We start from the raw sequence: 19,694 nt of genomic DNA on the forward strand, positions 1-19,694 counted from the left end.
CCGTGCCTGATGATCCCGCGCCCCTCGTGCACGTCTATCTCACCCCCGACCCGCTGTTCGCCGGCGAGATCCTGGAGGTCTGGGGCAAGGTCGTGGGCGATACCGTCCACTATGGCGCGTTCGGCTACTGCCTCACCGGCGAGGGGCGCCAGTGGCACCGCCAGCGCTGGGCGGCGGAGAACTACGCGCGCCAGCTCCAGGCCGCGAGGCTCGCCCAGCTGCGCGATGAGATCGCCCGGGTCGAGGGCTTCCGCTTCGGGAGGCCGGGATCGTGACGCGTCCTTCGGAGAGCGACGACTATGCGGCCGGCTATGCCGACGCGATGCGCGATGCGGCCGCTCGCAGTGCGAAGCGCGCGGTCGACCTCCACACGCGCGCCAGCATGCTGACCCGCGAGGCGAAGTCGCTGCTGCGGCGGTCAGAGCAGCTGCGGGACGAGGCGGAGGCCTTCCACGACGCCGCGCAGAACGTTTGGGCGCAATGGGCCGACCGTCGGAACTGGCCGGACGTGCGCGCGCGGGTCGCGGATGCGCGAACTGGACAAGCCGCCGAGGCGTCCACGCCCACGCTCACCCTTGGCGATCCGGAGCCTTCAGCCGCCCCGGAGCTGCCGGCAGAGGAAGAGATGCGCCGGGCAGCCGGCCAAGCGTGGAGGGCGTGACGTGGGACGGCCGCAGCTCATACCTGAGATCGGCGACGTACCCGTGGCTAAGGTCGCGGCACGCATGGGCTTCGCCGGCGTGCGCGAGTTCGAGTCGGCGCTGCCCGAGCTGCGTCGGCGCGGCTTCCCTTCCGCCGACCCGACCTCTGGCCACTACTGCATCGAAGCGATCGACCGCTGGCGCCGCCGGCGCCATCCCGATCTCTTCCCCGAATTGACAGTCCTCGGCGAGGCGCGTGACGCTTCGGTCGCCAGACAGCGACTCGCGGAGAGACGAACCGGTGGGCACCGTGAAGATCCCCTACCTCGTCGTTCGTGAGCGACACGGCAAACGGCTGGCCTACTGGTGCCCGACGCCGAAGATGAAGGCTGCGGGGTTCTCGCTGATCGCGCTTGGCCCTGACGGGCCCGACGCCTGGCGCGATGCCAGAACCTGGAACGAGCGCTGGCAGGCGCACCGCAAGGGCGTGAAGGCGGCCGAGAAGCCGAAGTGGCCGCGCGGATCCCTCGGCGAGGCCTATGACCGCTACCGGGCCACAGAAGGTTGGAACCGCAAGCAAGCGCGCACCCGCGAGGACTGGGAGCGGGGCTGGCGCTACATCGCTCCGATCTTCGGCGACGTCGCCCCGCACACGGTCGATTACGACCTGATCGACGCTTGGTACGCCGACCTGATCGAGTCGGCCGGCGTGCGCGAGGCGCACCGGGCCATGAAGATCTGGCGCGCACTCTGGGTCGTGGCGGCCGCCATGAGCGGCGGCCGACCGTTCTACTGCGCCCGCGGCGCGGACCCTTCGCTCGGCGTCCGCCGCGTCACACCCAAGGCGCGGGCGGCAATCTGGCAGGAGCACGAGCTGCGCCGGATCATCCACCGCGCCTGGCGCGAGGGCTACCGCGGCCTCGCCTGCCTCGTGTCGATCATGTGGGACACCGCCTTCTCGCCGGTCGACGCCCGATCTCTCACGGCAGGCCAACTCGTGCGCGTCGGCCGCTTCGGCGCTTTCGAGATCGGCCGCGCCAAGACGGGGCAGGCGGCGATCGGCACGCTGTCGCGGCGGTCGGCCGTGCTGATGAGAGCCTATCTCGAAGGCCTGGGCCTGCGGCCGTTGCCGTCGACGCCGCTGTTCCGAACCCGAGAGGGGGCGCCGTACCGGAAGAACTCGCTCGCCGAGGACTTCCGCGATCTGCGCCGCTTGGTCGATCCGAAGGAGACCCGGCAGATGCTCGACATCCGTCGCTCGGTCGCGATCGAGGCGAGGGCAGGGGGTGCGTCACGGGAGCACCTGGGCGCGAAGCTCGCCAACTCGATCGCCGCCAACGCGGAGCTGGAGCGCACCTACCAGCCGGTCGACATCAATGCCGTCCAGGCCGTCGATCGCGCGCGGCTGAACGCCCGGAGGAGGGCGCGTGCCACGAGGGCCTCGAAATGAGTCGGCCCGCGAAGATCGCCTACTACGTCATCCGGGAGCGCCACGGCCGCAAGCTCGGCTACTGGTGTCCGACGCCCAGGATGAAGGCGCTCGGCTTCAGCCTCGTCCCGTGTGGCGAGGACGGTCCGGAGGCGCGGGCACAGGCGGCGCTATGGACAGCGCGCTGGCAGGAGGCCCGGGCAGCCAGCCGCGGCGAGCCGCCCGCGATCTCTCCGTCACGAAGCGGCTACGTCTACTTCCTGAGATGCGGGGACCGCATCAAGATCGGCTTCTCGAAACAGCCACTCTCGCGCGCCGGCGAGTTGGCGACCGGAATGCCGGACAAGCCGAGCATGATCGCCGCCTTTCGCGGCACCAAGGCCGAAGAGACCAGGCTGCACCGGCGCTTCGACGCCTAGCGCCGCAAGGGTGAGTGGTTCACCGCCAGTCCGCTGATCATGAAGACGATCATGCGGAGCGTGATGATGGGCCGGCTCGAAATGCCCGACGTCGACGTGCCGAGCGAACAAACCGGGTCTGAAAGTTTGACAGCTTGACGGTTAGCGGTTGAACGGCGTGGCCGTACCCGCTTCGTAACCGACTGCAATAATGGGAAAAAAGTGGCGCGGGCGACGGGGCTCGAACCCGCGACCTCCGGCGTGACAGGCCGGCACTCTAACCAACTGAGCTACGCCCGCACGGCGTGGTCGCCTCGGAGGGGGCGTTTCGCCCGGCGACGGGGCGGGGTTTATGGGGCGCTTCAGGACCTGTCAAGCGCATCCGGCGCGGATTCGCGTCCCCCTGGACCCAGGGGCACGACGTGGCACCCCGACTCGAGACCTGCGCGCTTCCGTCGTGTTGTGTTCGTGCCGCACAATCCCATCTCGGACAGGACTGACAGGACAGCTGACAGCGCGCTTTGTGCGACGCGACAAGCCATTGTCACGGGCCGGCGGCTCGACTAAGCCTCCGGCCGCGCGCATCCTGGCATAAGAACAATTCCACGGGCGGATCCGGGTCGGCGTCGCACCGCGGTTTCACTCGTCTCGCGAGGCCCTGGCATGACCGGATTGTTGGCGGATTACCTGCCGCTCATCGTGTTCATCGGCGTGGCGCTGTTCATCGCCACGGCGCTGCTGGTCGTCCCGTTCCTGGTGGCCTTCAAGAGCCCCGATCCCGAGAAGCTCTCGGCCTACGAGTGCGGCTTCAACGCGTTCGACGATGCCCGCATGAAGTTCGACGTGCGCTTCTACCTCGTCGCCATCCTGTTCATCATCTTCGACCTCGAGGTCGCGTTCCTCTTCCCCTGGGCGATCACCTTCGGGGATCTGGGCTGGTTCGGCTTCTGGTCGATGATCGTCTTCCTGGGCGTGCTGACCGTCGGTTTCGTCTACGAGTGGCGCAAGGGCGCCCTCGAATGGGATTGATGTCCCGCCGCTCGCCGCCCGCACCGAATTCCTGAGTCGCCGATGGCCCTGATCACCGACACGAACCGTGCCCTCTCCCGCGCCCCCGCGATCGCGCCGCAGCCGAAGGGGATCATCGATCCCAACACCGGCCGCCCGATCGGCGCGGACGACCCGACCTTCCTGTCGATCAGCGACGAGCTGGCCGACCGGGGCTTCCTGCTCACCACCACGGATGAGCTGATCAACTGGGCCCGCACGGGCTCGCTGATGTGGATGACCTTCGGTCTCGCCTGCTGCGCGGTCGAGATGATGCAGATGTCGATGCCGCGCTACGATTGCGAGCGATTCGGCTTCGCGCCGCGCGGCTCGCCGCGCCAGTCCGACGTGATGATCGTCGCCGGCACCCTGACCAACAAGATGGCCCCGGCGCTGCGCAAGGTCTACGACCAGATGCCGGAGCCGCGCTACGTGATCTCGATGGGCTCCTGTGCCAACGGCGGCGGCTACTACCACTATTCCTACTCGGTGGTGCGCGGCTGCGACCGGGTCGTGCCGGTGGACATCTACGTGCCCGGATGCCCGCCCACCGCCGAGGCGCTGCTCTACGGCGTGCTGCTGCTGCAGAAGAAGATCCGCCGGACCGGCACGATCGAGCGCTGAGGAGCGGCCATGACCAACGGCATCTCGATCCTGCCCCACACTCAGCCGGTCTACGGCGACGACGCCGTGGCCGCCATGGCGGAGCGCGTCATCGGCGCCCTCGGCCCGGCGGTGGTGTCCCACGCCATCGCGTTCGGCGAGCTGACTTTGGTGGTCCAGGCCTCCGACATCGTCTACGCGCTGACATACCTGCGCGACGATCCGGCCTGCGCGTTCCGCAACTTCATCGACATCTGCGGTGTGGACTATCCGCAGCGCGAGAAGCGCTTCGACGTGGTCTACCACCTGCTCTCCCTGCGCCATAACCTGCGCATCCGGGTGAAGGTGCAGACCGACGAGGTGACGCCCGTCCCCTCGGTGATCGAGGTCTTTCCGGCGGCCAACTGGTACGAGCGCGAGACCTACGACCTCTACGGGATCCTGTTCTCGGGCCATCCCGACCTGCGCCGCCTGCTCACCGATTACGGCTTCGAGGGGCACCCCCTGCGCAAGGACTTCCCGCTCACCGGCTTCGTCGAGGTCCGCTACGACCAGGACCAGGCGCGGGTGGTCTACGAGCCGGTGCAGCTAACGCAGGAATTCCGGAACTTCGACTTCTTGTCGCCGTGGGAAGGCACCGATTACGTGCTGCCCGGCGACGAGAAGACGTCGGCATGAGCCGCGGAGACCGTCCGTGACCGAACACAACATCCGCAACTTCGCGATCAATTTCGGCCCGCAGCACCCGGCGGCGCACGGGGTGCTGCGCCTCGTGCTGGAACTCGACGGCGAGGTGGTCGAGCGGGTCGACCCGCATATCGGGCTGCTCCACCGCGGCACCGAGAAGCTGATCGAGTACAAGACCTACCTGCAGGCGACGCCCTATTTCGACCGGCTCGACTACGTGTCGCCGATGAACCAGGAGCATGCCTTCTGCCTGGCGATCGAGAAGCTCGCCGGGATCGAGGTGCCGCGGCGCGCGCAGCTGATCCGCGTGCTGTTCTGCGAGATCGGCCGCCTGCTGTCGCACCTCCTCAACGTCACCACGCAGGCGATGGACGTCGGCGCCCTCACGCCCCCGCTCTGGGGCTTCGAGGAGCGCGAGAAGCTGATGATCTTCTACGAGCGGGCCTCCGGCGCCCGGCTCCACGCCAACTACTTCCGGCCCGGCGGCGTCCACCAAGACCTGCCGCCGAAGCTGATCGACGACATCGAGGCGTTCTGCGACCCGTTCCTGCAGGTCGTCCAGGATCTCGACGACCTCGTCATGGCCAACCGCATCTTCAAGCAGCGCAACGTCGACATCGGCATCGTGTCGGTGGACGAGGCGATGGAGTGGGGCTTCTCGGGCGTGATGGTGCGCGGCTCGGGCATCCCGTGGGATCTGCGCAAGGCGCAGCCCTACGAGTGCTACGAGGAGATGGAATTCGACATCCCCGTGGGCAAGAACGGCGACACCTATGATCGCCAGGTGATCCGCATGGAGGAGATGCGCCAGTCGGTGCGCATCATGAAGCAGTGCGTCGCCAAGCTGCGCGAGCCTGCCGGGCAGGGGCCGATCGCGGCCCTCGACGGCAAGTTCGCGCCGCCGCCGCGCCGGGAGATGAAGCGCTCGATGGAGGCGCTCATCCACCACTTCAAGCTCTACACCGAGGGCTTTCACGTGCCCGAGGGCGAGGTCTACGCGGCCGTGGAAGCGCCCAAGGGCGAGTTCGGCGTGTATCTGGTGTCCGACGGGACCAACAAGCCGTACCGCTGCAAGATTCGCGCGCCGGGCTTCGCGCATCTTCAGGCGATGGACTGGATGTGCCGCGGGCACCTCTTAGCCGACGTGTCCTGCGTGCTCGGCACGCTCGATATCGTGTTCGGCGAAGTGGATCGGTAAGACAGAAGCGATGGCAAACCGCAGACTCGCCCCCGCCTCGGAGCAGCCCGAGAGCTTCGCGTTCTCCCCCGAGAACGCCGAGTGGGCCAGGACCCAGATCGCCAAGTACCCGGAAGGTCGCCAGGCCTCCGCGGTGATCTCGCTGCTCTGGCGGGCGCAGGAGCAGAACGGCGGCTGGCTGCCGCGCGCGGCCATCGAGGCGGTGGCGGCCGAGCTCGGCATGCCGAACATCCGCGTGCTGGAGGTGGCGACCTTCTACACGATGTTCGCCCTGGAGCCGGTCGGGCGATTCTGGATCCAGGTCTGCGGCACGGTCCCGTGCGATTCCTGCGGCGCGCGGGGCCTCAAGGAGATGCTTCAGGCCCGCCTCGGACCGGCGGGCCACGTCTCGGCCGACGGCAACTTCTCGTGGCTCGAGGTCGAGTGCCTGGGCGCCTGCTGCAATGCGCCGATGGTGCAGATCAACCAGGACTACTACGAGGACCTGACGCCCGAGTCGCTCGGACAGCTGATGGACGACCTCGCTGCCGGTCGACCGGTGAAGGTCGGCTCCCAGACCGGGCGCGTGTCGTCCGAGCCCCAGGACGCGGTGAACACGCTCACCGACCCAACCCTCTTCGACGGCTCGCGGGTCGGCGCGTGGCGAAAGCGCTTCGAGGAGGCTGGCAAGGCCGCGGAGCCGGCCGCCGCGACCGGCGAAGCGGCTGCCGGCACCCAGCAGGCCGCCGAGAATCCGAAGCCGGCCCGGCCCGATGCCGGACGCCCGGTGGAGCGCACGGTCACCGACGCTCCGGCCCAACGTGCGGCCGGCGGCGAGACGCCGGTCAAGCCCGAGGACCGCGCCGACGCGGCCGAGCGCGGCCGATCCACCGCCAAGCACGGGGCCGCCCGCCAGGGCGACGCGGACGTGCTCGACTCGCCGGCCGAGCGCGTCGTCGCGGGTGAGCCCGCCGCCGGCGAGCAGGGCCACCAAGAAACGCCGGCCCGCGACGCGGTTCCGCAGCAGCCCGAGGCCTCCGGCGCCAGCGAGGGCGAAGTGGCGGCTGAGACCGAGGAGGCCCGCATCGCCGGCGCGCTCGCAGCCCTGCCGAAGGATGCGAGCCCCGAGCAGAAGGCCGACGCCGTGGGCAAGCGCCCGCCCGGTCTGGAGGCCGCCCGTGCCGGGAAGCCGGACGAGCTGACGCGCATCAAGGGCATCGGCCCGGGCAACAGCCAGCGCCTGAACGGGCTCGGCATCTACCATTTCGACCAGATCGCCGCCTGGTCCCGCGACGAGATCGCCTGGGTCGGCACCTACCTCGCGTTCCCGGGTCGCATCGACCGGGAGAACTGGGTGGGGCAGGCCAAGGCCCTGTCGGCGCCGGCTCAGTGAGGACCTGACATGCTGTCGGATCAGGATCGCATCTTCACCAATCTCTACGGCCTGCACTCGCCGGGCCTGGACGCCGCCAAGAAGCGCGGCGCCTGGGACGGGACCAAGTTCCTGCTGGAGCAGGGCCGCGACTGGATCATCGAGGAGATGAAGGCCTCAGGCCTGCGCGGCCGCGGCGGCGCGGGCTTCCCCACCGGCCTCAAGTGGTCGTTCATGCCCAAGAAGTCCGACGGGCGCCCGCACTACCTCGTGGTCAACGCCGACGAGTCGGAGCCGGGCACCTGCAAGGACCGGGAGATCATGCGGCACGACCCGCATCTCCTGATCGAGGGCTGCATGCTGGCCTGCTTCGCGATGAACGCGCATGCCTGCTACATCTACATCCGCGGCGAGTACGTCGCCGAGAAGCACGCGCTCCAAAAGGCCGTGGACGAGGCCTACGCGGCCCGGCTCGTCGGCCAGTCGAACGTCCACGACTACCCGTTCGACATCTACGTCCACCACGGCGCGGGCGCCTATATCTGCGGCGAGGAGACGGCGCTCATCGAGAGCCTCGAGGGCAAGAAGGGGATGCCGCGGCTGAAGCCGCCCTTCCCGGCCAATATGGGCCTCTACGGCTGCCCCACGACCGTGAACAACGTCGAGTCGATCGCGGTCGCCGGCACGATCCTGCGCCGGGGCGGCGCGTGGTTCGCCGGGCTCGGCGGCAAGAACAACACCGGCACCAAGCTCTTCTGCGTCTCCGGGCACGTCAACAAGCCGTGCAACGTCGAGGAGGAGCTGGGCATCACCTTCCGCGAGCTCATCGACCGCCATTGCGGCGGCATGCGCGGCGGCTGGGACAATCTGCTGTGCTCGATCCCGGGCGGCTCGTCGGTGCCGCTGGTGCCGGCCGAGCAGATCATCGACGCCAAGATGGACTTCGACACCCTGCGCAACCTGGGCTCCGGCCTCGGCACCGCGGCGGTGATCGTGCTCGACAAGTCCACCGACATCGTCGCGGCGATCACCCGGATCTCGTACTTCTACAAGCACGAATCCTGCGGCCAGTGCACGCCCTGCCGCGAGGGCACCGGCTGGATGTGGCGGGTGATGCAGCGCATGACCGAGGGCCGCGCCCAGAAGCGCGAGATCGACATGCTGTTCGAGGTCACCAAGCAGATCGAGGGTCACACGATCTGCGCGCTGGGCGACGCGGCGGCCTGGCCGATCCAGGGCCTGATCAAGCACTTCCGGCCGGAGATCGAGAAGCGCATCGACCGCTACACCGCCAACCCGCACAGCGAGCCTGTGCCGATGGCCGCGGAGTGATCCGATGACGAGCCAGCCTGACAACCTGATGCTCGTGTACCTGCGGCGGATCGACGAGAAGGTCGATCGCCTCAGCGATGATGTCCGAGAACTGAAAGGCCGCATGGCTGCGGTCGAAGAGAATCTGGCTGGCGTCCACCGGCGGATCGACAGGGTCGAGCTTCGCATCGAGCGGATCGAGCGACGCCTCGATCTCGCCGACGCCCCGCACTGAGATTGCACCGATGACAAAAATCCTCGTCGACGGCACCGAGGTCGACGTCCCCGCCGATTACACGCTGCTCCAGGCCTGCGAGGCCGCGGGGGCCGAGATCCCGCGCTTCTGCTTCCACGAGCGCCTGTCGATCGCCGGCAATTGCCGCATGTGCCTCGTCGAGCTGAAGGGCGCGCCGAAGCCGGTGGCCTCCTGCGCCTACGCGGTGAAGGATTGCCGCCCCGGCCCGAACGGCGAGCCGCCGGAGGTGCTGACGCGCTCGCAGGGCACCAAGAAGGCCCGCGAGGGGGTGATGGAGTTCCTCCTCATCAACCACCCACTCGACTGCCCGATCTGCGACCAGGGCGGCCATTGCGACCTGCAGGACCAGGCCATGGCCTACGGGGTCGACTCGACCCGCTACCAGGAGAACAAGCGCGCCGTCGAGGAGAAGCATATCGGCCCGCTGGTGCGGACCGCGATGAACCGCTGCATCCACTGCACCCGCTGCGTACGCTTCCTCGCCGAGGTGGCGGGCGTGCCGGACCTCGGCGCCATCGGGCGCGGCGAGGACATGGAGATCACCAGCTACCTCGAGCAGTCGATGGCCTCGGAGCTCCAGGGCAACGTCGCCGACCTCTGCCCGGTGGGCGCCCTCGTGCACCGGCCGCAGAGCTACAACGTCCGCCCCTGGGAGCTGAACAAGACCGAGTCGGTCGATGTGATGGACGCGGTCGGCTCCTCGATCCGCATCGACACACGCGGCCGCGAGGTCATGCAGATCGAGCCGCGGATCAACGAGGAGATCAACGAGGAGTGGATCTCCGACAAGACCCGCTATCACATCGACGGGCTGCGGATGCAGCGCCTCGACCGGCCCTACCTGCGCGAGAACGGCCGGCTGCGTCCCGCTTCCTGGGGTGAGGCGTTCCAGGCCATCGCCGCCAAGGTGAAGGGCGCGGATCCGAAGCGGATCGGCGCGGTTGTCGGCGACCTCGCGGGCGTCGAGGAGATCTTCGCGCTCCGCGAGCTGATCAAGAGCCTCGGCTCGCCGAACCTCGATTGCCGCCAGACCGATGGCGGCCTCGACCCGGCGCTGGGCCGCGCCTCGTACATCTTCAACCCGACCATCCCGGGCATCGAGGCGGCGGACGCGATCCTGATCGTCGGCGCCAACCCGCGCACCGAGGCCTCGCTGCTGAACGTCCGCATCCGCAAGCGCTGGCGCATGGCGCCGCTGGCGGTGGGCGTGATCGGTGAGCCGGTCGACCTGACCTATCCGAGCCACTACATCGGCGCCGGCCCCGACTCGCTGGCGGCGCTCGCCCGCGGCGAGCACAGCTTCTTCGAGATCCTCAAGGAGGCAAAGGCGCCGCTCGTGATCGTCGGCGCCAACGCCGCGCCGGGCGTGCTGGCGGCCGCCGCCTCCCTCGCGAAGGAGATCGGCGCAGTCTCGGCCGAGGCGAACGGCTTCGGCGTGCTGCACACGGCGGCCGCCCGGGTCGGCGCGCTGGATCTCGGCTTCGTGCCGGGGGAGGGCGGCCTGACCTTCGCGCAGATGCTGGAGCCGGGGGCGCTCGACGTCCTGTTCAACCTCGGCGCCGACGAGCGCGACGTCGCCCCGGGCGCCTTCGTGGTCTACCAGGGCAGCCACGGCGACCGCGGCGCCTCCCGCGCCGACGTGATCCTGCCGGGGGCCGCCTACAGCGAGAAGTCGGCGACCTGGGTGAACACGGAAGGCCGGGTCCAGATGGGCAACCGCGCCGCCTTCCCGCCGGGCGATGCGCGCGAGGATTGGGCGATCCTGCGCGCCCTCTCGGACGTGCTGGGCCACCGCCTGCCCTTCGACTCGCTCACGGCGCTGCGCCGGGCGCTCTACGCCGCCCACCCGCATCTCGCGGCGGTCGGCGCCGTCGAGCCCGGCACCGTGACCGAGGCGGTCGATCGTCTTGCCGGCCTCGGCGGCTCCGCGACCGGGCCGGCCTTCGCGTCGCCCGTGACCGACTTCTACCTCACCAACCCGATCGCCCGCGCCTCGCGCATCCTCGCGGAGTGCTCGCGCCTCGCCCGGGAGCGCGCCGCCGAGGCGCGGCCCCTCGCGGCGGCCGAGTAGGAGCTCAAGACCGATGACGTCGCTCGAAATCCTCGGGACCGTGCTCCTGATCGTGCTGAAGAGCTTCGTGCTGCTCTCCGCGCTCCTCGTGTTCATCGCCTACGCGCTGCTCGCCGACCGGAAGATCTGGGCGGCCGTGCAGCTCCGGCGCGGCCCGAACGTGGTCGGGCCGTTCGGCCTGTTCCAGTCCTTCGCCGATCTGATCAAGTTCGTGATCAAGGAGCCGGTGATCCCGGCGGGCGCCAACAAGGCGATCTACCTGCTGGCGCCGCTGGTCTTCGCGATGCTCGCCCTGTCGAGCTGGGCGGTGATCCCGCTCGCCGACGGCTGGGCGATCGCCGACATCAACGTCGGCATCACCTACATCTTCGCGATCTCGTCGCTCGGCGTGTACGGCGTCATCATGGGCGGCTGGGCGTCGAACTCGAAATACGCGTTCCTCGGCGCGCTCCGCTCGGCGGCCCAGATGATCTCCTACGAGGTGTCGCTGGGCTTCGTGATCATCTGCGTCCTGCTCTGCGCCGGATCGCTCAACCTCTCGCGCATCGTGATGGCGCAGGACACCAGCCTCGGCCTCTTCGGCTGGTACTGGCTGTGGCTGTTCCCGATGTTCGTGGTGTTCTTCGTCTCGGCGCTCGCCGAGACCAACCGCCCGCCCTTCGACCTGCCGGAGGCCGAGTCGGAGCTCGTGGCCGGCTACATGGTCGAGTATTCCTCGACGCCGTACCTGCTGTTCATGCTCGGCGAGTACGTCGCCATCATGAGCATGTGCGCGCTGGGGACCATCCTGTTCATGGGCGGCTGGCTGTCCCCGATCCCGTTCGCGCCCTTCACCTGGGTGCCGGGCGTGATCTGGTTCACCCTGAAGGCCAGCTTCCTGTTCTTCCTGTTCGCCATGGTGAAGTCGATCGTGCCGCGCTACCGCTACGATCAGCTCATGCGCCTCGGCTGGAAGGTGTTTCTGCCCATTTCGCTCGTCTCGGTGGTGGTGGTGGCCTTCGTGTTGAAGCTCACCGGCCTGGCCCCGGGCGCCTGACGCATGAAACCGGAGATCGCGGCATGAAGCTCGATCAGATTGCGAAAAGCCTTCTTCTGAAGGAGTTCGTGTCGGGGATGATCCTCGGCATGCGCTACTTCTTCAAGCCGAAGGCCACGATCAACTATCCCTTCGAGATGGGCCATCGCGGGCCGCGCTTCCGAGGCGAGCATGCGCTGCGCCGCTATCCCAACGGCGAGGAGCGCTGCATCGCCTGCAAGCTCTGCGAGGCGATCTGCCCGGCCCAGGCGATCACCATCGAGGCCGGTCCGCGCCGCAACGACGGCACACGCCGCACGACCCGGTACGACATCGACATGGTGAAGTGCATCTATTGCGGCATGTGCCAGGAGGCCTGCCCGGTGGACGCGATCGTCGAGGGGCCGAACTTCGAGTTCTCGGTCGAGACCCGGGAGGAGCTGCTCTACGACAAGCAGAAGCTCCTACTGAACGGCGACCGCTGGGAGCGCGAGATCGCCCGCAACATCGCGATGGACGCGCCTTACCGCTAAGGCATCATCCCGAAAGACGGTCACCGGCTTTCGGAAGAAGATGATGCAAAAACAAGGCCCTAGAGCATCGAACCGGTTCCGGTTTCCGATGCGATGCTCTAGAGCCATGCCGGGGGCGCTGTTGTGCCCCCGCCGACCGGGTTCTATAGACGGGCCGCCCGCTGCGGACCGTCTCCACGCACGGCAGAAGGGGCCGCTCCGGCGGCCGATCCCGACCAGCGCATGACCGCAGCAGCCGCCTTCTTCTATCTGTTCGCGAGCATCACGGTCGCGTCGGGCTTCATGGTGATCGCCTCGCGCAATCCCGTCGCCTCGGTGCTGTTCCTGATCCTCGCCTTCGTGAACGCCGCCGGACTGTTCGTCCTGATGGGCGCCGAGTTCCTGGCGATGATCCTGGTCGTAGTCTACGTGGGCGCCGTGGCGGTCTTGTTCCTGTTCGTGGTGATGATGCTCGACGTCGATTTCGCCGAGCTGCGCCAGGGCTTCCAGCAGTATCTCCCAATTGGCGCCCTCATCGGCGCGATCTTCCTGGTCGAGATCTTGCTGGTCGTCGGCTCGTGGAGCATCGATCCGGGCCTCGTCCAGGCACCGCTCGGCAACGTCGCGGCCGCCGAGAACCTCACCAACGCCCAGGCTCTGGGGCGGGTGATCTACACGGACTACGCCTACTTCTTCCAGCTCGCCGGCCTGATCCTGCTGGTCGCCATGATCGGCGCGATCGTGCTGACGCTGCGCGACCGGCCGGGCGTCAAGCGCCAGAACATCGCGGTCCAGAACGCCCGCACCCAGGCCATGGCGGTGGAGACCCGCAAGGTCCCGTCGCGCCAGGGTGTCGAGGTCTGATGCCCGCCGGAGGTTTCGAACGATGATCGGCCTGAGCCACTATCTCACCGTCGCGGCGATCCTGTTCACGCTCGGCGTGCTCGGCATCTTCATCAACCGCAAGAACATCATCGTCATCCTGATGTCGATCGAGCTGATCCTGCTCTCGGTCAACATCAACCTTGTCGCCTTCTCGACACAGCTCAACGACATCACCGGACAGGTCTTCGCTCTGTTCGTGCTGACCGTCGCGGCCGCCGAGTCGGCGATCGGCCTCGCCATCCTGGTGGTGTTCTTCCGCAACCGCGGCTCCATCGCGGTGGAAGACGTGAGCATGATGAAGGGCTAGGGCCTCCTTCCCCGCACGCCCCGATTCACATCCGGACGCCGCCGCATAGCGGCCGGCCCGGAGGACGGACTGCAAGAGAGCGATGTATCACGCGATCGTCTTCTTCCCGCTCATCGGCTTCCTGATCGCCGGCCTGTTCGGCCGGTACATCGGGGCGCGGGCCTGCGAGTACATCACCACGGCGTTCCTCGCCTTCACGGCGCTGATCGCCTGGGGCGTGTTCCTCGACGGCGGCCACGCCGAGCGGGTGCAGGTGGCCTCCTGGTTCTCGGCCGGCGACCTGCAGGTCGACTGGGCCTTCAAGGTCGATACCCTGACGCGGGTCATGCTGGTGGTGGTGACCACGGTCTCGACCCTCGTGCACCTCTACTCCGTAGGCTACATGGAGGAGGATCCGCACCGGCCGCGCTTCTTCGCCTACCTGTCGCTGTTCACCTTCGCCATGCTGATGCTGGTGACGGCCGACAACCTCGTGCAGATGTTCTTCGGCTGGGAGGGCGTGGGCCTCGCCTCCTACCTGCTGATCGGCTTCTGGTACGAGAAGCCCTCGGCCAACGCCGCCGCCATGAAGGCGTTCATCGTCAACCGCGTCGGCGATTTCGGCTTCTCCCTCGGCATCTTCCTGGTCTTCGTGCTGACCGGCTCGGTGGCGTTCGACGCGATCTTCGGCAAGGTCGACGCGATCAAGACGCTCTCGTTCCACTTCCTCGGCTACGACTGGAACGCCCTGACGCTCGCCTGCCTGCTGCTGTTCATGGGCGCCATGGGCAAGTCGGCGCAGTTCCTGCTGCACACCTGGCTGCCGGACGCCATGGAGGGCCCGACCCCGGTCTCGGCGCTGATCCACGCCGCCACCATGGTGACCGCCGGCGTGTTCATGGTCGCGCGCCTGTCGCCGCTGTTCGAGGAGGCGCCGAACGCGCTCGTCGTCGTGACGGTGATCGGCGGCATCACGGCGTTCTTCGCCGCCACGGTCGGCCTCGTGCAGAACGACATCAAGCGGGTGATCGCCTACTCGACCTGCTCGCAGCTCGGCTACATGTTCGTGGCGCTCGGCGTCGGCGCCTACTCGGCCGGCGTGTTCCACCTGTTCACCCACGCCTTCTTCAAGGCGCTGCTGTTCCTCGGAGCCGGCTCGGTCATCCACGCGATGCACCACGAGCAGGACATGCGGAACATGGGCGGCCTGCGCCGCTACATCCCCTACACCAGCGCCATGATGGCGATCGGCTCCCTGGCGCTGATCGGCTTCCCCTACACGGCCGGCTACTACTCGAAGGACGCGATCATCGAGGCGGCCTATGCGTCGACCCGGCCCGGGCACACCCTCGCCTTCCTGTGCGTGGTCGTGGCGGCGTTCTTCACCTCGTTCTACTCCTGGCGCCTGTTCTTCATGACCTTCGAGGGTCCGGCCCGTTGGGGCGCCCACGCGGCCCATGACCACCATCATGACGCCCCCGCGGTGGCCCACTCGACCATGGCGCACGAGGCCGACGGTGCGCCCGGCCACACCGAGGGCGTCGCCCACGACGACAAGGGCCATGACATCGAGCCGGCCCACAAGAGCGACCTCGTGGCCGACGACCATCACGGCCACCACGGCGACCACACGCCCCACGAGAGCCCGCTGGTGATGACGATCCCGCTGGCGATCCTCGCCTTCGGCGCGCTGTTCGCTGGGATCATCTTCCACAACCGCTTCATCGGCGAGGGGATGGACGCGTTCTGGGGCCACGCCCTGGCGCACGGGCCGAACAACCACATCATGCACGAGATCCACGAGGTCCCGGCGCTGGTCTCCTACTCGCCGCTGATCATGCTGATCCTCGGCTTCGTCCTCGCCTACTGGATGTATATCCGCCGGCCGGAGCTGCCTGGCGAACTCGCCGCGCAGCAGCCGTCGCTGTACCGGTTCCTGCTCAACAAGTGGTACTTCGACGAGATCTACGACCGGATCTTCGTCCGCCCGGCCAAGGATTTCGGCCTGTTCCTCTGGAAGCAGGGCGACGGCCGGATCATCGACGGCCTCGGGCCGAACGGGATCGCGGCCCGCGTCGTCGACGTGACCCGCGGTGTCGTCCGCCTCCAGACCGGCTACGTCTACCACTACGCCTTCGTCATGCTCATCGGCGTCGCCGGCCTGATCAGCTGGTACCTGATGTCCGGTCTGCCCAAGGGTGCTCACTGACATGCTCGGCCTCGGCATCCTCTCCGGCCTGCTGATCGTGCCGCTCTGCGGCGCGGCCTTCATCCTGACGCTGAACGGCGATGAGGAATCGGTCGCGCGCAACAGCCGCTGGGCCGCGCTTGCCACCACGATCGTCACCTTCCTCCTCTCCCTGGTGGCCTGGAGCCGCTACGACGCCGCCTCGTCGAGCTTCCAGCTGGTCGAGAGCCACGCGTGGCTCACCGAGACGATCCGGTTCAAGCTCGGCGTCGACGGCTTCTCGATGCCGCTGATCCTGCTGACCACCTTCCTGATGCCGTTCTGCATCGGCGCCTCGTGGCACTCGATCCACTTCCGGGTGAAGGAGTACTTCGTCGCCTTCCTCGTCCTCGAGACGACGATGATCGGCGTGTTCGCCTCCCTCGACCTGCTGCTGTTCTACCTGTTCTTCGAGGCCGGCCTGATCCCGATGTTCCTGATCATCGGCATCTGGGGCGGCCAGCGCCGGATCTACGCGAGCTTCAAGTTCTTCCTCTATACCCTGCTCGGCTCGGTGCTGATGCTGCTCGCCGTCATGGCGATGTACTGGCAGGCCGGCACCACCGACATCCCGACCCTTCTGCAGACCCGCTTCCCGGCGCAGATGCAGACCTGGCTGTGGCTCGCCTTCTTCGCCTCTTTCGCGGTGAAGATGCCGATGTGGCCGGTTCATACCTGGCTGCCCGACGCCCACGTGGAGGCGCCGACCGCCGGGTCGGTGATCCTGGCGGGCATCCTCCTGAAGATGGGCGGCTACGGCTTCATCCGAATCTCGCTGCCGATGCTGCCGGTTGCGAGCCAGGAGTTCGCGCCCCTCGTCTTCGCCCTCTCGGTGATCGCCATCATCTTCACATCGCTCACTGCGATGATGCAGACCGACATCAAGAAGCTGATCGCCTACTCGTCGGTCGCCCATATGGGCTTCGTGACGCTGGGCCTGTTCACCCTGAACGAGCAGGGCATCCAGGGCGCGCTGTTCCTGATGATTTCCCACGGCATCGTGTCGGGGGCGCTCTTCCTCTGCGTCGGCGTGGTCTACGACCGGATGCACACCCGCGAGATCGCCGCCTATGGCGGCCTCGTGAAGCGGATGCCGCTCTACGCCGTGGCGATGCTGATCTTCACCATGGCCAATGTCGGCCTGCCGGGCACGTCCGGCTTCGTCGGCGAATTCCTGGCGATGCTCGGCGCCTTCAAGGCGAACCCGAACGTCGCCTTCTTCTCGACCTTCGGCATCATCCTGTCGGCGGCCTACGCCCTGTGGCTCTACGCGCGGGTGATCTACGGCAAGCTGGAGAAACCGAATCTCCAGGGCATCCTCGACCTCGATCTCCGGGAGAAGATCATCCTGGCGCCGCTGGTGGCCCTGACGATCTATTACGGCGTGCACCCGTCCCCCGTGCTCGACGTGTTCGCGCCCTCGACCGACGCGCTGATGACCAGCATGAAGGCCGCCCTGTCCAACACCCAGACCGCGGCCGCCGCGCTGCCGGTCGCGCGCTGAGACGGAAGACATGCCCACCGTCCACTCCGTCCTGCCCTCGCTGGCACCGCTCCTGCCCGAGCTGATCCTCGGGATCGGCGTCATGGTCCTGATCCTCTACGGTGCGTGGCGCGGTGACCGCTCGACCGAGACCGTGAGCATCGGCGCCCTGATCCTGCTCCTCGTCGCCCTCTCGGTGGTGATCTCCCAGCCGGTCCACGGACGGGTCACGACCCTGTCTGGCGCGTTCGTGTCGGATTCCTTCTCGAAGGTGATGAAGTCGCTGGTGCTGCTCGGCTCCTCGGCGACGATCCTGCTGGCGCACGACTTCTTCAAGCGCGAGCGGATCGACCGGTTCGAGTTCCCGGTGCTGATCCTGCTCTGCACCATCGGCATGATGGTGATGGTCTCGGCCAACGACCTGATCGCGCTCTATCTCGGGCTGGAGCTGCAGTCGCTCGCCGCCTACGTGATCGCGGCGTTCCACCGGGACGACGTGAAGTCCACCGAGGCCGGCCTGAAATACTTCGTTCTCGGCGCTCTCTCGTCGGGCATGCTGCTCTACGGCGCCTCGCTGGTCTACGGCTTCACCGGCACGGTCTCATTCCCCGGGATCGTCTCGGCGCTGAACGAGAATGCGGGCCTCGGCATCGTGCTCGGCATCGTGTTCCTGGCCGCGGGCGTGTGCTTCAAGATGTCGGCCGTGCCGTTCCACATGTGGACGCCCGACGTTTACGAGGGCTCGCCGACGCCGGTGACGGCCTTCTTCGCCACCGCGCCCAAGATGGCCGCCGTGGCGATGACCGTGCGGGTGTTCATCGGCGCGATGCCGGACGTGACGGCGATCTGGCAGCAGATCTTCATCTTCGTCGCGGTCGTGTCGATGGCGCTGGGCTCATTCGCGGCCATCGGCCAGAGCTCGATCAAGCGCCTCATGGCCTACTCGTCGATCGCCAATATCGGCTACGCGCTGATCGGCCTGGCCTGCGGCTCGGAGGAGGGGATCAGCGGGCTCGTCACCTACATGATCATCTACCTCGCCATGACGCTCGGCACCTTCGCGATCATCCTGTCGCTCCGGCGCCGGGACGTGATGTTCGAGTCGATCGAGGACCTTTCGGGCCTGTCGCGCACTCATCCCTGGCTGGCCTTCTGCCTCGCCGCGATGATGTTCTCGCTGGCCGGCATCCCGCCGCTCGCCGGGTTCTTCGCGAAGTTCTACGTCTTCGCCGCGGCCATCAAGGCGGGCCTCGTGACGCTGGCGGTGATCGGCGTGGTGACCAGCGTGGTCGGCGCCTACTACTACCTGCGGCTGGTCAAGATCATGTATTTCGACGAGCCGAAGGAGCCCTACGAGGCGATGGCTCCGGGTCTGCGCGTGGTTCTGGCCCTGTCGAGCGTGGTCGTGGTGCTGTTCTTTCTGCTGCCCGGCCCGCTGGTCGGCGCCGCCGGCCGGGCCGCGCGGTCGCTGTTCTAGGACGACCTTGAGCTACCGACTCGGACCGGGGGCGCGCGCCCAGGGTCATCGCCTGCACGTCCACGACACCCTCGGCTCCACCAACACGGAGGCCATGGCGCGGGCGCATGCGGGCGAGACCGGTCCCCTTTGGGTGGTCACCCACCGCCAGGAAGCGGGCCGTGGCCGGCGCGGCAACAGCTGGACCTCGCTGCCGGGCAACCTCGCGGCGAGCGTACTCTGGCCGGTGGCCGGCGTCCCACCCGAGCACCTCGCCGAGCTGGGCTTCGTGGCCGGCCTGGCGCTGATCGAGGCGCTGGAGGCGGCCTGCGGCACCCTGCCGGATACCGTTTCCGGCCTCGCCGCCCGATCTCTGAAGCTCAAATGGCCGAACGACGTGCTGCGCGACGGGGCCAAGCTCGCCGGCCTGCTCCTTGAGGCCGAGACGCTGCCGGGCGGCCGCCGCGCCGTCGTGGTCGGCTTCGGCGTGAACGTCGCGGCGGCTCCGGAGGGACTCGGCGCGACGAGCTTGGCCGCGACGGGTTACGCGGCCGGCGCCGAGGCGCTACTGGAACATCTCTCGGACCGGATGGCCGCGCGGGCGCGCGCCTGGGACCGGGGACGGAATTTCGCTGCCCTGCGCGCTGACTGGCTCGCGCGGGCCGCCGGTCTCGGATCGGAGATCGCGGTGCACAGCGGCGGACATAGCCTCAAGGGCGTGTTCGAGACGATCGACGAGGGGGGGCGGCTCGTGATCCTCGCCCCCGACGGGAACCGGCATACCGTGACGGCGGGCGAGGTGCATTTCGGATCGGCCGCGACGGCGGCCTGAAGTTGG

General features: G+C 67.9%; 21 protein-coding genes and 1 tRNA gene. 21 read left to right on the forward strand and 1 reads right to left on the reverse strand.

All coding sequences use genetic code 11. The features are described from left to right. The first annotated feature begins 2 nt into the window (after window positions 1–2). The 5 genes from BLT59_RS04570 to BLT59_RS04585 are packed head-to-tail and all read left to right on the forward strand — an operon-like array spanning window position 3 to window position 2,489. On the forward strand, window positions 3–275 hold the full coding sequence (locus BLT59_RS04570; protein ID WP_091776972.1) for a hypothetical protein: 273 nt from the start codon (window positions 3–5) through the stop codon (window positions 273–275). Next, window positions 272–661: a hypothetical protein gene (locus BLT59_RS04575; protein WP_091776974.1), complete on the forward strand. Its 390-nt coding sequence runs from the start codon at window positions 272–274 to the stop codon at window positions 659–661. Before BLT59_RS04570 ends, BLT59_RS04575 begins: the two co-directional genes overlap by 4 nt. 43 nt (window positions 662–704) lie before the next feature. Beyond that, window positions 705–980 carry a hypothetical protein gene (locus tag BLT59_RS30530; RefSeq protein WP_139173952.1) on the forward strand — a complete coding sequence of 92 codons (276 nt, stop codon included), beginning with the start codon at window positions 705–707 and terminating at the stop codon, window positions 978–980. Next, on the forward strand, window positions 943–2,091 hold the full coding sequence (locus tag BLT59_RS04580; RefSeq protein WP_091776976.1) for a hypothetical protein: 1,149 nt from the start codon (window positions 943–945) through the stop codon (window positions 2,089–2,091). Before BLT59_RS30530 ends, BLT59_RS04580 begins: the two co-directional genes overlap by 38 nt. Beyond that, entirely contained in the window at window positions 2,088–2,489 is a 402-nt protein-coding gene (locus BLT59_RS04585) for a GIY-YIG nuclease family protein (protein ID WP_091776978.1), read from the forward strand. Before BLT59_RS04580 ends, BLT59_RS04585 begins: the two co-directional genes overlap by 4 nt. Before the next feature lie 202 nt (window positions 2,490–2,691). Here the strand turns inward: BLT59_RS04585 and BLT59_RS04590 are convergent. After that, window positions 2,692–2,768 (reverse strand) — tRNA-Asp (locus BLT59_RS04590). 363 nt (window positions 2,769–3,131) lie between these two features. Here BLT59_RS04590 and BLT59_RS04595 point away from each other — a divergent pair. From BLT59_RS04595 to BLT59_RS04670, 16 genes are all read left to right on the forward strand, one after another. Further along, the gene (locus tag BLT59_RS04595; protein WP_007560754.1) at window positions 3,132–3,497 is read left to right on the forward strand and encodes an NADH-quinone oxidoreductase subunit A; all 366 of its coding nucleotides are present in this window, start codon (window positions 3,132–3,134) and stop codon (window positions 3,495–3,497) included. 42 nt (window positions 3,498–3,539) lie between these two features. After that, complete coding sequence (locus BLT59_RS04600; protein WP_043353985.1) at window positions 3,540–4,139, forward strand: NuoB/complex I 20 kDa subunit family protein; 600 nt, start codon at window positions 3,540–3,542, stop codon at window positions 4,137–4,139. Between the two features lie 9 nt (window positions 4,140–4,148). Continuing rightward, window positions 4,149–4,796, forward strand: coding sequence for an NADH-quinone oxidoreductase subunit C (locus tag BLT59_RS04605; RefSeq protein WP_091776980.1), 648 nt, complete (start codon window positions 4,149–4,151; stop codon window positions 4,794–4,796). Between the two features lie 16 nt (window positions 4,797–4,812). Continuing rightward, window positions 4,813–6,003, forward strand: a complete 1,191-nt coding sequence (locus BLT59_RS04610) for an NADH-quinone oxidoreductase subunit D (RefSeq protein ID WP_091776981.1) — start codon at window positions 4,813–4,815, stop codon at window positions 6,001–6,003. 10 nt (window positions 6,004–6,013) lie between these two features. Continuing rightward, window positions 6,014–7,375 carry an NADH-quinone oxidoreductase subunit NuoE gene (gene nuoE, locus BLT59_RS04615; protein WP_091776983.1) on the forward strand — a complete coding sequence of 454 codons (1,362 nt, stop codon included), beginning with the start codon at window positions 6,014–6,016 and terminating at the stop codon, window positions 7,373–7,375. 9 nt (window positions 7,376–7,384) lie between these two features. Beyond that, window positions 7,385–8,686, forward strand: coding sequence for an NADH-quinone oxidoreductase subunit NuoF (gene nuoF, locus BLT59_RS04620; protein WP_091776985.1), 1,302 nt, complete (start codon window positions 7,385–7,387; stop codon window positions 8,684–8,686). A 4-nt stretch (window positions 8,687–8,690) separates the two neighbouring features. Next, window positions 8,691–8,900, forward strand: a complete 210-nt coding sequence (locus tag BLT59_RS04625) for a hypothetical protein (protein WP_012319031.1) — start codon at window positions 8,691–8,693, stop codon at window positions 8,898–8,900. Between the two features lie 10 nt (window positions 8,901–8,910). Further along, window positions 8,911–10,992, forward strand: a complete 2,082-nt coding sequence (gene nuoG, locus BLT59_RS04630) for an NADH-quinone oxidoreductase subunit NuoG (protein WP_091776987.1) — start codon at window positions 8,911–8,913, stop codon at window positions 10,990–10,992. A 13-nt stretch (window positions 10,993–11,005) separates the two neighbouring features. Beyond that, window positions 11,006–12,028 carry an NADH-quinone oxidoreductase subunit NuoH gene (gene nuoH, locus BLT59_RS04635; protein ID WP_091776989.1) on the forward strand — a complete coding sequence of 341 codons (1,023 nt, stop codon included), beginning with the start codon at window positions 11,006–11,008 and terminating at the stop codon, window positions 12,026–12,028. Window positions 12,029–12,051: 23 nt separating this feature from the next. Continuing rightward, a complete protein-coding gene (gene nuoI / locus BLT59_RS04640; RefSeq protein WP_091776990.1) occupies window positions 12,052–12,540 on the forward strand; it encodes an NADH-quinone oxidoreductase subunit NuoI in 489 nt (162 codons plus the stop codon). A 222-nt stretch (window positions 12,541–12,762) separates the two neighbouring features. Continuing rightward, on the forward strand, window positions 12,763–13,383 hold the full coding sequence (locus BLT59_RS04645; RefSeq protein WP_091776991.1) for an NADH-quinone oxidoreductase subunit J: 621 nt from the start codon (window positions 12,763–12,765) through the stop codon (window positions 13,381–13,383). A gap of 22 nt (window positions 13,384–13,405) precedes the next feature. Next, window positions 13,406–13,711, forward strand: a complete 306-nt coding sequence (nuoK, locus tag BLT59_RS04650) for an NADH-quinone oxidoreductase subunit NuoK (protein WP_043351891.1) — start codon at window positions 13,406–13,408, stop codon at window positions 13,709–13,711. An 82-nt stretch (window positions 13,712–13,793) separates the two neighbouring features. Continuing rightward, a complete protein-coding gene (gene nuoL / locus BLT59_RS04655) occupies window positions 13,794–15,899 on the forward strand; it encodes an NADH-quinone oxidoreductase subunit L (protein ID WP_091776992.1) in 2,106 nt (701 codons plus the stop codon). A gap of 1 nt (window position 15,900) precedes the next feature. Further along, window positions 15,901–17,421: an NADH-quinone oxidoreductase subunit M gene (locus BLT59_RS04660; protein ID WP_091776993.1), complete on the forward strand. Its 1,521-nt coding sequence runs from the start codon at window positions 15,901–15,903 to the stop codon at window positions 17,419–17,421. 10 nt (window positions 17,422–17,431) lie between these two features. Next, on the forward strand, window positions 17,432–18,877 hold the full coding sequence (nuoN, locus tag BLT59_RS04665; protein WP_091776995.1) for an NADH-quinone oxidoreductase subunit NuoN: 1,446 nt from the start codon (window positions 17,432–17,434) through the stop codon (window positions 18,875–18,877). Window positions 18,878–18,884: 7 nt separating this feature from the next. Further along, on the forward strand, window positions 18,885–19,688 hold the full coding sequence (locus BLT59_RS04670) for a biotin--[acetyl-CoA-carboxylase] ligase (protein ID WP_091776997.1): 804 nt from the start codon (window positions 18,885–18,887) through the stop codon (window positions 19,686–19,688). Window positions 19,689–19,694: the final 6 nt, after the last annotated feature.

It is taken from the genome of Methylobacterium sp. UNC378MF (assembly GCF_900103195.1).
In the GTDB taxonomy this organism is placed as follows: Bacteria; Pseudomonadota; Alphaproteobacteria; order Rhizobiales; family Beijerinckiaceae; genus Methylobacterium.